This is a genomic window from Methylophilus sp. 42, assembly GCF_000384155.1.
Taxonomy (GTDB): Bacteria; Pseudomonadota; Gammaproteobacteria; order Burkholderiales; family Methylophilaceae; genus Methylophilus.
Genome location: NZ_KB913031.1, coordinates 585,248 through 597,599 on the forward strand (window position 1 = coordinate 585,248; position 12,352 = coordinate 597,599).

The window sequence follows — 12,352 nt, forward strand, 5'->3', positions numbered from 1 at the left end:
ATGGCACGTTTAAAACAGTATTATAACGATAGCGTGGTTGCCAAATTGACAGAACAATTTGGTTATACATCTGCAATGCAGGTTCCGCGTATCGAGAAAATTACCCTGAACATGGGTGTGGGCGAGGCTGTGGCTGACAAAAAAGTCATGGAAAACGCTGTTGCTGATATGCAGAAAATTGCAGGTCAGAAACCAATCGTAACCAAGGCTAAGAAATCTGTCGCTGCATTTAAGATCCGTGACGACTATCCTGTTGGTTGCAAGGTAACGCTGCGTCGTGAGCGCATGTATGAATTCCTGGATCGCCTGATCACTGTGGCTATTCCTCGTATTCGTGACTTCCGTGGTATCTCTGGCAAGTCTTTTGACGGCCGTGGTAACTACAACATGGGCGTGAAAGAGCAAATCATTTTCCCAGAAATCGAATACGATAAAATCGATGCGCTGCGCGGGATGAACATCACGATTACTACAACTGCGAAAACAGACGAAGAAGCGAAAGCTCTTTTGGCTGCGTTCAGTTTCCCTTTCAGAGGTTAAGTCATGGCAAAAGTATGTATGACAGAGCGCGAGCAAAAGCGTCGCGAAACCGTTAAAAAATATGCAGCTAAACGTGCTGAATTGGTTGCTGCTAGCAACGATCAGTCTGCCAGCGTCGAAGATCGCATGGCTGCTCGTTTGAAGTTGCAAAGTCTGCCGCGCAACTCCAGTCCTGTTCGCACACGTAACCGTTGTGCTTTGACTGGTCGTCCACGTGGTGTGTTTAGTAAATTTGGTATCGCACGTAACGAGTTGCGTAAATTGATGATGGCTGGTCACGTACCAGGCGTCACCAAGGCCAGCTGGTAACGGAGGAGTAGAACATGAGTATGAGTGATCCGATTGCCGATATGTTGACCCGTATTCGTAACGCGCAACGTACGAATAAAACAACCGTTTCAATGCCTGCTTCTAAAGTGAAGGGCGCTATTGCAAACGTGTTGAAAGATGAAGGTTACATCGATGATTTCAACGTTCAAAACAATGACGGTAAGCCAGTTTTGAACATTAGCCTGAAATACTATGCCGGTCGTCCAGTAATTGAGAAGATTGAGCGTGTATCCAAGCCAGGTTTGCGTATTTATAAAGGTAGTCAGAACCTGCCTAAAGTGATGAACGGTTTAGGTGTGACTATCGTTTCCACTTCTAGAGGCGTGATGACTGATCGTAAAGCACAAGCTGCCGGTATCGGTGGTGAAGTTTTGTGCATCGTGGCCTAAGGAGAATCAATATGTCACGTGTTGCTAAAAACCCGATTGCGATTCCTGCGAAAGTAGAAGTTGTAATTTCTCCTTCAGAGATCTCCGTAAGCGGTCCTCTGGGTAAGTTAAGCCAAGCATTGGTTTCAGAAATTTCTGTTTCCCGTGAAGGTGAAGAATTGTTGGTTAAAGCGACCAGCGAAACACAACATGCAAGAGCGATGTCAGGTACGACTCGCGCTTTGCTGGCCAATATGGTGCAAGGTGTTTCTACTGGCTTTACCCGTAAATTGTCACTGATTGGTGTTGGCTACAAAGCAAATGCTCAAGGTTCTACCCTGAACCTGGAGTTAGGCTACTCTCACCCGATTAACCACAAAATGCCTGAAGGCGTGACTGTGCAAACACCTACTCCTACAGAGGTGATTTTGACTGGCGCTAACAAGCAAGTGGTTGGTCAAGTGGCTGCGCAGATTCGTGCTTACCGTGCTCCTGAGCCATATAAAGGCAAAGGTGTTCGTTATGCAGATGAAGTGGTCACTATTAAAGAGACCAAGAAAAAATAACTAAGGCACTTGCAGCGTAATGCTGCAAGGTTAGACACTGGCCTTAACAGTGAATCAACATTAAAGGTAAATTCAATGAAGAACGTAAATAACCGCTTGCGCAGAGCACGTAAAACCCGTGCCAAAATCGCCGAGTTAAAAGTTACACGTTTGAGTGTACATCGCACCAATACCAATATCTACGCACAGATCATTGCTGAAACTGGCGATCGCGTATTGGCGAGTGCATCCACCGTTGAGGCTGAAGTGCGTCAACAACTGAAAAATGGCGGCAACATCGAAGCTGCAACCCTGATTGGTAAGCGTATTGCTGAAAAAGCAGCGCAGGCTGGTATTACCACTGTTGCATTTGATCGTTCAGGCTACAAGTATCACGGTCGTATCAAGGCTTTGGCCGAAGCTGCCCGTGAAACCGGTCTCAAATTCTAAGGGTGAGATAAAGAATGGCTAAAGATATTGAACAGCAGCAAACCGATGGTTTGCGCGAAAAAATGATTACCGTTAACCGTGTAAGTAAAACGGTTAAAGGCGGTCGTATCATGAGCTTCGCTGCGTTGACCGTAGTTGGTGATGGTGATGGTGCCGTTGGTATGGGTAAAGGTAAAGCACGTGAAGTGCCAGTGGCTGTACAAAAAGCCATGGACGAAGCCCGTCGTAACATGGTTAAAGTGAACCTGAACAACGGTACATTGCATCACGCAGTGACTGGCGTTCACGGTGCAGCCAAAGTGCTGATTCAGCCAGCTTCTGAAGGTACCGGTATTATTGCCGGTGGTGCAATGCGCGCTATCTTCGAAGTAATGGGTGTGACTAACGTGGTTGCAAAAAGTATTGGTTCTACCAATCCTTACAACCTGGTTCGCGCAACTTTGAACGGTTTGGCATCCATGAATACGCCGGCTGAAATCGCCGCTAAACGTGGTAAGACCGTAGAAGAAATCAGAGGTTAATCATGGCTAAAGCAAAAAAAGAGAGCGCTACTTTAAAAGTAACGTTGGTTAGAAGTTTGATTGGTCGTATTGAAGCACACAAAGCCACTGTACGTGGTCTGGGTCTGCGTCGTATGCACCACACTGTAGAAGTGCAGGACACTCCTGAAATTCGCGGCATGATCAATGCAGTGAGTTATCTTTTGAAGGTTGAATAATCATGCAATTAAACACGATTAAGCCTGCTGCAGGCGCAAAAAAAGCACCTCGTCGTTTAGGTCGTGGCATTGGCTCTGGTTTAGGTAAAACTGGTGGCCGTGGTCATAAAGGTCAAAAATCCCGTGCTGGCGGTTTTCATAAAGTCGGTTTCGAAGGTGGTCAAATGCCTTTGCAACGTCGTCTGCCAAAACGTGGTTTTAACTCACTGACACAAGCTGACACCGCACGTATCCGTACTAGCGAATTGGCTTTGGTTGATGCCGAAGTGATCGACATCTTGTCTTTGAAAGCTGCCAAATTGGTGCCTGTATCTGCAAAAGCAGTGAAGGTTTACCTGTCTGGTGAAGTGACTGCCAAAGTACAGGTTCAAGGGTTGTTGTTGACTAAAGGTGCTCAAGCTGCCATCGAATCTGCTGGCGGAAAAGTACTTGAAGTCTAATCAGTTGTAAGAAAAGAGTATCAGCTTGGCACAGGATAATATCTTAAGTTCCGTAAGCAAACTTGGCGAATTAAAAAGCCGTTTGTGGTTCTTGTTGGGCGCATTGGTGGTTTACCGCTTAGGTGCGCATATTCCAGTGCCAGGCATTGATCCAACTGTGTTAAAGCAGTTGTTTGATACGCAGAAAGATGGCATTTTGGGCATGTTTAACATGTTCTCCGGTGGTGCGTTGTCACGCTTCACCGTGTTTGCCCTCGGCATCATGCCTTACATTTCTGCCTCAATTATCATGCAGTTGCTGACAGTGGTTTCACCACAGCTGGAGCAGCTGAAAAAAGAAGGCGAAGCTGGTCGTCGTCAAATTACCAAATACACCCGCTACGGCACGGTGTTATTGGCTACCTTTCAAGCCTTAGGCATTGCCATCGCATTGGAAGGTCAGGCTGGTTTGGTATTAGACCCAGGCTTTGCATTCCGTATTACTGCCGTGACCACGTTGGTTGCTGGCACGATGTTTTTGATGTGGTTGGGTGAGCAGATTACCGAGCGTGGTATCGGTAATGGCATCTCAATCATTATTTTTGCCGGTATCGTTGCGGGCTTGCCGCATGCGATTGGCAGTACTTTAGATCTGGCAAAAACCGGTGCATTCTCCATTCCCTTGGTAATGTTCCTGTTTGTCGCAGTGCTTCTGGTAACCGCGCTGGTTGTGTTCGTAGAACGTGGCCAACGCAAGATTACAGTGAATTATGCCAAGCGCCAGGTTGGTAACCGTATTTATGGTGGTCAGTCTACGCACTTGCCACTGAAGCTGAATATGTCAGGTGTGATTCCACCGATTTTCGCTTCAAGTATTATTTTGTTCCCAGCCACATTAGCTGGCTGGTTTGGTAGCAGTGAACATATGTACTGGTTGAAGGATGTGAGTGCGAAACTCTCTCCAGGCCAACCTTTGTACATCTTGTTGTTTGCTGCCGCAATTTTGTTTTTTGCTTTCTTCTACACGGCATTGGTCTTCAATCCGAAAGAAACGGCAGATAACCTGAAGAAAAGTGGCGCGTTTGTACCAGGCATCCGTCCTGGTGATCAAACGGCAAAATATATTGATCGCATCATGGGTCGTTTGACATTGATTGGTGCGCTCTACATTACGCTGGTTTGTTTGTTGCCAGAGTTTTTGGTGTTGAAGTTTAATACCCCGTTCTATTTTGGTGGTACTTCATTGTTGATTATCGTTGTCGTAACGATGGACTTTATGACGCAGGTGCAATCACACCTGATGTCGCAACAGTATGAGGGATTGCTGAAAAAAGCCAATTTTAAAGGTTCGGGCAAGTAGCAATGGCACGAGAGGATCGCATTGAGATGCAAGGCGAGATTCTGGAAAATTTGCCGAATGCAACTTTTAAAGTGAAACTTGAAAACGGTCATACAGTGCTTGGTTACATTTCAGGCAAAATGCGCATGCACTACATACGCATTTTACCTGGTGACAAAGTCACGGTAGAAATGACCCCATATGATTTAACCCGTGCGCGAATTACATTCCGCGCAAAGTAAGTGAATTAAATAAAGGAAAGTAAGATGAGAGTTCGCGCATCAGTTAAAACATTATGCCGTAACTGTAAAGTAGTTAGACGTCGCGGCGTTGTTCGTATTATTTGTACTGACCCACGTCATAAACAACGTCAAGGTTAATGGTAAAACATTTGCTTGTGAGAGCATTGATTGGCTGATATAATATGCGGCTTTTCTTTTCTACGCACAAGTTTGATCGTGAAAAACGATTGATTATTGGAGTTTAAGTATGGCTCGTATTGCCGGGGTAAATATCCCAAACCACAAACATGCAGAAATTGCTTTGACCTCTATTTACGGTATTGGTCGCGATACTGCGCAGAAAATCTGTGCTGCGGCTGGTGTACTGACAACAGCAAAGGTCAAAGACCTGAGCGACTCAGAAGTTGAAAAATTGCGTGACGAAGTGGCTAAATACACTGTAGAAGGTGATTTACGTCGTGAAGTAACCATGAACATCAAGCGTTTGATGGACCTGGGTTGCTACCGTGGTATTCGCCATCGTCGTGGCTTGCCAGTGCGCGGTCAGCGTACCAAAACCAATGCGCGTACTCGCAAAGGTCCGGTTAAAGCCATCAAGCAATCTAAATAATCTTTTATTGAACATCAGTAGATATTAAGGACAGTACAACATGGCAAAAGCTAATGTACGCGTTAGAAAAAAAGTTAAAAAGAATATTGCCGAGGGTATCGCTCACGTGCACGCTTCTTTTAACAACACGATTATTACGATTACCGATCGTCAAGGCAATGCGTTGTCATGGGCTACTTCCGGTGGTCAAGGTTTTAAAGGTTCACGTAAAAGTACTCCATTTGCTGCACAGGTAGCTTCTGAGGTGGCTGGTAAAGCTGCTCAAGAGTCTGGTGTAAAAAATCTGGAAGTGCGTATCAAGGGTCCAGGTCCAGGTCGTGAATCCGCTGTGCGTGCGTTGAATGCTGCCGGTTTTAAAATCACCAGCATTACTGATGTGACACCGGTGCCGCATAACGGCTGCCGTCCACCGAAAAAACGCAGAATTTAATTCATTTCGCTTCGATAAATTAGCGAATCGATTACTGGAGAACTATTTTGGCTAGAAATTTAGACCCTAAATGCCGTCAATGCCGTCGTGAAGGTGAAAAACTGTTTCTGAAAGCAGAAAAATGCTTTACAGACAAATGCGCAATTGAAAAGCGCAACTTCGCACCAGGTCAGCATGGTCAGCGCCGCAACTCACGTCTGTCTGACTACGGCGTGCAATTGCGCGAGAAGCAAAAAGTACGTCGTATTTACGGCGTGTTGGAAGGTCAGTTCCGTACTTATTACGCTGAAGCTGATCGTCAAAAAGGCATTACTGGTGAGAACCTGTTGCAATTGCTGGAGTCCCGTCTGGACAACGTAGCATACCGCATGGGTCTGGCTGGTTCACGTTCTGAAGCACGTCAAGTAGTGCGTCATAACAGCATTTTGGTTAACGGCAAACGCGTAAACATCCCTTCATATCAAGTGAAGGCTGGTGACGTAGTGACTGTGGCTGATAAATCAAAAACACAATTGCGTATTAAAGCTGCGGTTGAAGCGGCTGAACAACGTGGTTTCCCTGAGTGGTTGGAAGTCGACGTCAAAGCATTGTCTGGTAAGTTCAAGGCTAAACCTCAGCGTGATGAGTTGCCTGCTACCATCAATGAATCATTGATCGTTGAATTGTATTCTAAGTAATCGCTTAGCTTAGGCTAAGGATTACTTGTTACTACCCAATTACTTCAAGGAGTTGTATGCAAAATAACCCTACAGATTATTTGAAGCCACGTGTTGTGGACGTTGAAGTGATTACTCCACTGCGTGCACGTGTGACTTTAGAGCCAATGGAACGTGGCTTTGGCTATACCTTGGGTAATGCGTTGAGAAGAGTATTGCTTTCTTCCATCCCTGGTTTTGCCATTACTGAAGTAAAAATCGACGGTGTTGTACATGAGTACTCCACTATTGAAGGTGTGCAGGAAGACGTTGTTGACATCTTGCTGAACCTGAAAGGTGTTGCCTTAAAACTGCACAACAAAACCGAAACCATTTTGGTATTGAACAAAACTGGTGAAGGTATTGTGACAGCTGGTGATTTTGAAGTTGGTCATGATGCTGAGATCGTTAACCCGAACCACATCCTGGCAAACATCACCAAAGGTGGTAAGTTGAACTTGGAAGTGAAAGTTGAAATGGGCCGTGGTTATCAGCCTGTTCCAGCCCGTCAAAAAGCCAATGATGAAGATCGCGTATTAGGCTTTATGATGGTGGATGCTTCTTTCAGCCCGATCAACAAAGTGAGCTACCATGTTGAGAGCGCACGTGTTGAGCAGCGTACTGACCTCGACAAGCTGATTATGGATGTTGAGACTAACGGCATTATCGAGCCTGAGCAGGCAATTCGTGATGCTGCGCGTATCCTGATTGGTCAGTTGTCCGTGTTTGCAAATCTGGAAGGTGCTTCTGCTGATGTTGAAGTGAAAGCTGCACCTCAGGTAGATCCAATCCTGTTGCGTCCGGTTGATGACCTGGAGCTGACAGTACGTTCTGCCAACTGCCTCAAAGCAGAAAATATTTTCTACATTGGTGATTTGATTCAGCGTACAGAAAACGAATTGCTGAAAGCGCCTAACCTGGGTAGAAAATCATTGAACGAAATTAAAGACGTGTTGGCCTCTAAAGGCCTGACACTGGGAATGAAGCTGGAAAACTGGCCACCTGTTGGTCTGGAAAAAGCTTAATTTCTGATCAGATAAATACTTAAGGAAATTACTATGCGTCACGGTAATAGCAATCGTAAATTGAACAGAACCAGCAGCCACCGCGCAGCCATGTTCCGCAACATGGTGACCTCTTTGCTGCGTCACGAAGTGATCAAAACAACTTTGCCTAAAGCAAAAGAACTGCGTAAATATGCAGAGCCATTGATCACTTTGGGTAAAACACCTACATTGGCAAACCGTCGTCTGGCGTTCAGCCGTCTGCGTGACCGTGACATCGTAGGTAAGTTGTTCGGTGAACTGGGTCCACGTTACAATGCACGTAATGGCGGTTATCTGCGCATTCTGAAATGTGGTTTCCGTCAAGGTGACAATGCGCCAATGGCATTCGTTGAATTGGTAGATCGTCCAGAAGTTGCAGAAGCACCAGCAGCAGAATAAGACAGACGCATCAATAAAAAAGCCAGCGAAAGCTGGCTTTTTTATTTTCTAAACTCCCCACTATTCGTTATGCATTAACCAATGGCTAATCATTTCCGTGTTAAAGGGCCAGCACAGCTCATTTGTATTGTCGGTTGATGCGAAAAGTAGCACGGGAATGCTAATTTCATAGCGCTGCAGCAATCTTTCGTCATCAATGATGTCTAGGTATTGGTAAGGTAGATTGAGCTCCTGCAATAGCTGCTCTGCATCCTCACAAAGGTGGCAGCCTTTGGTGCCCAATAATATCAACTGCTTTTGCATAAAAACTCTAGGTAGTGTCATCAACGCTTTGTACAATGATACCTGCAAAAATAACGCCTGCTCAATATTGGATCATGCATGACAGAAATTCGCGAACAAGATGAGAAAGTGACCGAGGGTAAGGAAAGCCTGAGCGAGACTTTGCAGCAGGTGATCCACTTGCTGGATAAGCACAAGCTGGTCGAACATGTCGTGCATCGGCAGGATATGCCTAAGCATGATCTGGTCGAGAACCTGGTTCATAAGCAAAATCTGAATATTCTGCAGCATAAGCTGGATCAGTTACATCCGGCTGACGTGGCTTATATCCTCGAATCGCTACCATTAGATGACCGTTTAATGGTGTGGGATCTGGTGAAAGCCGATCGTGATGGCGAAATTCTGCTTGAAGCCTCCGATGCTGTTCGTCAAACCCTCATTGCGGACATGGATAGTGATGAGTTGCTGGCAGCTGCCGAGCAACTGGACACTGACGAGCTGGCAGACCTGGCACCTGACTTGCCAAAAGACGTGTTGCAGGACTTGCTTTACAGTCTGGATACGCAACATCGCGAGCGTTTGCAATCTGCGCTTTCTTATCCTGATGACACGGTTGGTGCCATCATGGACTTCGATATTGTGACGATTCGTGACGATATCACGCTGGAAGTCGTCTTGCGCTACCTGCGCAGGCTACCGAAGTTTCCAGACCATACGGATAAATTATTCGTCATTAATCGCGACGACATCCTGCAAGGGGTGTTACCCCTGAAGCGCATTATCTTGAATGATCCGGAGACCCGTGTCGGCGACATTATGTCGACAGATGCCGTGGTGTTCCATCCCGAGGATATGGCCGATCAGGCAGCGATGGCGTTTGAGCGTTATGACTTGGTGACGGCGCCGGTGGTTGACAATAACCGCAAGCTGGTTGGGCGGATTACGGTGGATACGGTGATGGATATTATTCGTGAAGAGGCTGAGTCAGACATGCTGTCTTTGGCCGGTTTGCGCGAAGAAGAAGACTTTTTTGCCTCCATCTGGAAGTCTGTGCAAAACCGGTGGGCCTGGCTGGCGATTAACCTGGTGACCGCATTAGTGGCATCGCGTGTGATTGGCTTGTTTGAAGGCAGTATCGAAAAGATCGTGGCACTGGCTGCGCTGATGCCTATTGTGGCCGGTATTGGCGGCAACTCAGGTAACCAAACCACCACCATGATTGTACGCGGTTTGGCCTTGGGCCAGATTTCCGGCTATCACATGAAATCATTACTGCAAAAGGAAATGGGTGTTGCACTCATGAATGGCTTGCTATGGGGCGGTGTTCTCGGTCTGATTGCGTTCTGGTTGTACCACAATGCCGCATTGGGATTAGTGATGATGGCGGCGATGGCCTTGAATTTGTTGTTGGCGGCCATTATCGGCGTCATGATTCCATTGGTCATGAACAAGATGGGCAGGGACCCGGCAGTCGGCTCCAGTGTGTTGATTACTGCGTTGACCGATAGTGGTGGTTTCATGATTTTCCTCGGCCTGGCCACAATCTTTTTGTTATAAAAATCTATGATGGATAACGATATTAATATTCTCTGGAAAGAAATTGTTCAGGACCTGAGCACGGTCTCTGCTTTGTGGCAGTTGTTTGTATTTGGCGTGATTCTGGCTGTGAGCGGTTTACTCAATTGGCACCTGCGCAAGCAAATTGCAGCCGGCAAAGTAAACACTGTTTATAAAATGTTGTTGGGCGGGATTGAGCGCCTGTTTTTCCCGTTTGTGGCTTTTTTGTTGCTGGTCATTGCACGCTATTCGCTTGAAGGCTTTATGCATGTCGGTTTGTTGCGACTTGCGGCGCGCATGCTGCTGGCGATGGTGATTATTCGTAGCCTGATTTATGTCTTGCGCTATGTGTTCTCACCGAGCGCCTGGTTGCATTCGTTTGAGCGGGTCATCGCATGGGTTGTGTGGGTGGTGGTGGCTTTGCATATCAGCGGCTTCCTGGATCCTGCCTTGCAGATTCTGGAGGATGTGACGTTTAGTGTTGGCAAGCAGAAGTTAAACCTGTTGCTGCTGATCCAGGGCGGGCTGACCATCGTCATCACCATGCTGGTTGCCTTGTGGTTAAGTCGCATGATAGAACTGCGGCTGATGGCCTCAGAGAATATCAATAGTAACTGGCGTGTCATTATGGTCAAGCTGGTGCGTATGGTGGCCATTGTCATTGCCTTGCTGATGTCGATGGCGGCTGTAGGCATGGATGTCACCATGCTGTCTGTGTTTGGCGGTGCGCTTGGTGTAGGGCTTGGCTTTGGTTTGCAGAAGATCGCCAGCAATTATGTGAGTGGTTTTATTATCCTCATGGATAAGTCGCTGCATATGGGCGATATTGTGACGATTCGCGGTTACTATGGCATCGTCAAAGAGTTGCGGTCGCGTTATATTGTTTTACGCAAGCTGGATGGAACTGAATTCATCATTCCTAACGAAACGATGATCACAGATGTGGTGATTAATCATACTTCTGCAGCCCATAAAGCGAAGGTGCCTGTTTTAGTCCAAATCTCTTATGAAAGTGATCTGGATTTGGCCATCAAGCTATTGCAAGAGATTGGTCGGTCGCATGAGCGTACACTAAGGGATGAAGCTGCTGTGGAGGTGATTATTAAATCATTCGGCCAGAATGGCATTGATTTACAGTTGGCGGTAGGGGTGCTTAATCCCGAGGAGGCGACCGCCAAGCTGCAGAGTGAGGTTTATTACGAGATTTGGCAGCGCTTTAAAGCGAATAATATTCAGATCCCATACCCACAGCAGGATGTGCGTATTATTTCCGGTCAGGCAGCTTTAAATCTGGCTTCAGAATAATGGGAAGGTTGGTATAGCGACCAAAATAAAAAAGCCTGCGATTGCAGGCTTTTTTATTAATGCTGGAAACTGAAATTATTTCAATTTAGTTTCTTTGTACAGCACATGCTTACGAGCTACTGGGTCAAATTTCTTGATCTCCATTTTCTCTGGCATAGTACGTTTGTTTTTTGTGGTGGTATAGAAATGACCTGTACCAGCACTGGATTCCAATTTGATTTTTTCACGCATGATAATATCCTTTGCTGACTAAATGTCGCGAGTTAGATTTTTTCGCCAGCAGCACGCAAATCAGCCAACACAGCGTCGATACCATTTTTGTCGATCGTACGCAAAGCAGCGTTGGTAATGCGCAGGCTTACCCAGCGGTTTTCGCTCTCAACCCAAAACTTACGGTTTTGCAAGTTAGGCAAGAAACGACGTCTTGTTTTGTTTTGTGCGTGAGAAACATTGTTGCCCACCATTGGTTTTTTACCGGTTACCTGACATACACGTGCCATGGTTGTCTCCAAATACTTTTATCTTTTCAGAAAGAGCGAGATTATAGATTGAATCGTATGCACAAATCAAGCGCTTATTGTAATTTTTCTCATAATTTAGTGCTTGCCCGTGCTGCCAAAGCCACCTTCACCCCGTTCGCTGCTGGTGAATTCATCCACGATATGAAAATCTGCCTGCACAACAGGCACGATCACCATCTGCGCTACCCGTTCCATCGGGTTCAGGATAAATGGCTCTTTACTGCGGTTCCAGCAAGAAACCAGTAATTGTCCCTGATAGTCCGAATCAATCAACCCAACCAGATTGCCAAGCACAATGCCATGTTTATGGCCTAAACCTGAGCGCGGCAAGATCATGGCGGCATAATAAGCATTGTCGATATGAATCGCCATGCCTGTCGGAATCATGATGGTCTCGCCCGGCTGTATGGTTTGCGTATGCTCAATACAGGCACGTAAATCCAAGCCGGCTGAGCCAGGCGTTGCGTAGTTAGGCATCATGTGATGCAGGCGGGGGTCAAGAATCTTGAGATCTACGGTAATCGACATGCTGCATACTCCAGAAAAAGATTGCGCT

At 46.4% G+C, this 12,352-nt stretch carries 22 protein-coding genes; 18 read left to right on the forward strand and 4 right to left on the reverse strand.

What is annotated here, in order from left to right:
- The 16 genes from rplE (at position 1) to rplQ (ending at position 8,131) form a co-directional block, all read left to right on the forward strand.
- Positions 1-540, forward strand: coding sequence for a 50S ribosomal protein L5 (rplE, locus tag MET42_RS0102800; protein WP_019881231.1), 540 nt, complete (start codon positions 1-3; stop codon positions 538-540).
- 3 nt (positions 541-543) lie between these two features.
- Positions 544-849 (forward strand): 30S ribosomal protein S14, encoded by a 306-nt coding sequence (rpsN, locus tag MET42_RS0102805; protein ID WP_024929371.1) that lies wholly within the window; start codon positions 544-546, stop codon positions 847-849.
- Between the two features lie 14 nt (positions 850-863).
- On the forward strand, positions 864-1,259 hold the full coding sequence (rpsH, locus tag MET42_RS0102810; protein ID WP_019881233.1) for a 30S ribosomal protein S8: 396 nt from the start codon (positions 864-866) through the stop codon (positions 1,257-1,259).
- Between the two features lie 11 nt (positions 1,260-1,270).
- Positions 1,271-1,804: a 50S ribosomal protein L6 gene (gene rplF, locus MET42_RS0102815; protein ID WP_019881234.1), complete on the forward strand. Its 534-nt coding sequence runs from the start codon at positions 1,271-1,273 to the stop codon at positions 1,802-1,804.
- Between the two features lie 75 nt (positions 1,805-1,879).
- A complete protein-coding gene (rplR, locus tag MET42_RS0102820; RefSeq protein WP_019881235.1) occupies positions 1,880-2,233 on the forward strand; it encodes a 50S ribosomal protein L18 in 354 nt (117 codons plus the stop codon).
- 14 nt (positions 2,234-2,247) lie between these two features.
- A complete protein-coding gene (rpsE, locus tag MET42_RS0102825) occupies positions 2,248-2,754 on the forward strand; it encodes a 30S ribosomal protein S5 (protein ID WP_019881236.1) in 507 nt (168 codons plus the stop codon).
- A 2-nt stretch (positions 2,755-2,756) separates the two neighbouring features.
- Entirely contained in the window at positions 2,757-2,951 is a 195-nt protein-coding gene (rpmD, locus tag MET42_RS0102830; protein WP_019881237.1) for a 50S ribosomal protein L30, read from the forward strand.
- Between the two features lie 2 nt (positions 2,952-2,953).
- Positions 2,954-3,391: a 50S ribosomal protein L15 gene (gene rplO / locus MET42_RS0102835; RefSeq protein ID WP_019881238.1), complete on the forward strand. Its 438-nt coding sequence runs from the start codon at positions 2,954-2,956 to the stop codon at positions 3,389-3,391.
- 25 nt (positions 3,392-3,416) lie between these two features.
- On the forward strand, positions 3,417-4,730 hold the full coding sequence (gene secY / locus MET42_RS0102840) for a preprotein translocase subunit SecY (protein WP_019881240.1): 1,314 nt from the start codon (positions 3,417-3,419) through the stop codon (positions 4,728-4,730).
- 2 nt (positions 4,731-4,732) lie between these two features.
- On the forward strand, positions 4,733-4,951 hold the full coding sequence (infA, locus tag MET42_RS0102845) for a translation initiation factor IF-1 (RefSeq protein WP_019881241.1): 219 nt from the start codon (positions 4,733-4,735) through the stop codon (positions 4,949-4,951).
- Between the two features lie 24 nt (positions 4,952-4,975).
- Positions 4,976-5,089 carry a 50S ribosomal protein L36 gene (gene rpmJ, locus MET42_RS14545; protein WP_081620790.1) on the forward strand — a complete coding sequence of 38 codons (114 nt, stop codon included), beginning with the start codon at positions 4,976-4,978 and terminating at the stop codon, positions 5,087-5,089.
- 109 nt (positions 5,090-5,198) lie between these two features.
- Positions 5,199-5,561 (forward strand): 30S ribosomal protein S13, encoded by a 363-nt coding sequence (rpsM, locus tag MET42_RS0102850; RefSeq protein WP_019881242.1) that lies wholly within the window; start codon positions 5,199-5,201, stop codon positions 5,559-5,561.
- A gap of 40 nt (positions 5,562-5,601) precedes the next feature.
- A complete protein-coding gene (gene rpsK, locus MET42_RS0102855; RefSeq protein ID WP_018986256.1) occupies positions 5,602-5,991 on the forward strand; it encodes a 30S ribosomal protein S11 in 390 nt (129 codons plus the stop codon).
- A gap of 47 nt (positions 5,992-6,038) precedes the next feature.
- Complete coding sequence (rpsD, locus tag MET42_RS0102860) at positions 6,039-6,668, forward strand: 30S ribosomal protein S4 (RefSeq protein WP_019881243.1); 630 nt, start codon at positions 6,039-6,041, stop codon at positions 6,666-6,668.
- Between the two features lie 56 nt (positions 6,669-6,724).
- Positions 6,725-7,711: a DNA-directed RNA polymerase subunit alpha gene (gene rpoA / locus MET42_RS0102865; protein ID WP_019881244.1), complete on the forward strand. Its 987-nt coding sequence runs from the start codon at positions 6,725-6,727 to the stop codon at positions 7,709-7,711.
- A 33-nt stretch (positions 7,712-7,744) separates the two neighbouring features.
- Complete coding sequence (rplQ, locus tag MET42_RS0102870; protein ID WP_019881247.1) at positions 7,745-8,131, forward strand: 50S ribosomal protein L17; 387 nt, start codon at positions 7,745-7,747, stop codon at positions 8,129-8,131.
- A 60-nt stretch (positions 8,132-8,191) separates the two neighbouring features.
- Here the strand turns inward: rplQ and MET42_RS0102875 are convergent, their stop codons facing one another.
- Complete coding sequence (locus tag MET42_RS0102875) at positions 8,192-8,434, reverse strand: glutaredoxin family protein (RefSeq protein WP_019881248.1); 243 nt, start codon at positions 8,432-8,434, stop codon at positions 8,192-8,194.
- 78 nt (positions 8,435-8,512) lie between these two features.
- Here MET42_RS0102875 and mgtE point away from each other — a divergent pair, with 78 nt between their 5' ends.
- Entirely contained in the window at positions 8,513-9,970 is a 1,458-nt protein-coding gene (mgtE, locus tag MET42_RS0102880; protein WP_019881250.1) for a magnesium transporter, read from the forward strand.
- 6 nt (positions 9,971-9,976) lie between these two features.
- A complete protein-coding gene (locus tag MET42_RS0102885) occupies positions 9,977-11,275 on the forward strand; it encodes a mechanosensitive ion channel family protein (RefSeq protein WP_019881251.1) in 1,299 nt (432 codons plus the stop codon).
- 75 nt (positions 11,276-11,350) lie between these two features.
- On the opposite strand, the gene rpmG is transcribed toward MET42_RS0102885, so the two are convergent.
- The 3 genes from rpmG to dut all read right to left on the reverse strand — a co-directional run bounded on the left by rpmG (position 11,351) and on the right by dut (position 12,324).
- The gene (gene rpmG / locus MET42_RS0102890; RefSeq protein WP_011478679.1) at positions 11,351-11,506 is read right to left on the reverse strand and encodes a 50S ribosomal protein L33; all 156 of its coding nucleotides are present in this window, start codon (positions 11,504-11,506) and stop codon (positions 11,351-11,353) included.
- A 32-nt stretch (positions 11,507-11,538) separates the two neighbouring features.
- Positions 11,539-11,775 carry a 50S ribosomal protein L28 gene (gene rpmB, locus MET42_RS0102895; protein WP_018986249.1) on the reverse strand — a complete coding sequence of 79 codons (237 nt, stop codon included), beginning with the start codon at positions 11,773-11,775 and terminating at the stop codon, positions 11,539-11,541.
- A gap of 96 nt (positions 11,776-11,871) precedes the next feature.
- Complete coding sequence (gene dut, locus MET42_RS0102900; RefSeq protein ID WP_019881252.1) at positions 11,872-12,324, reverse strand: dUTP diphosphatase; 453 nt, start codon at positions 12,322-12,324, stop codon at positions 11,872-11,874.
- Between the last annotated feature and the right edge of the window lie 28 nt (positions 12,325-12,352).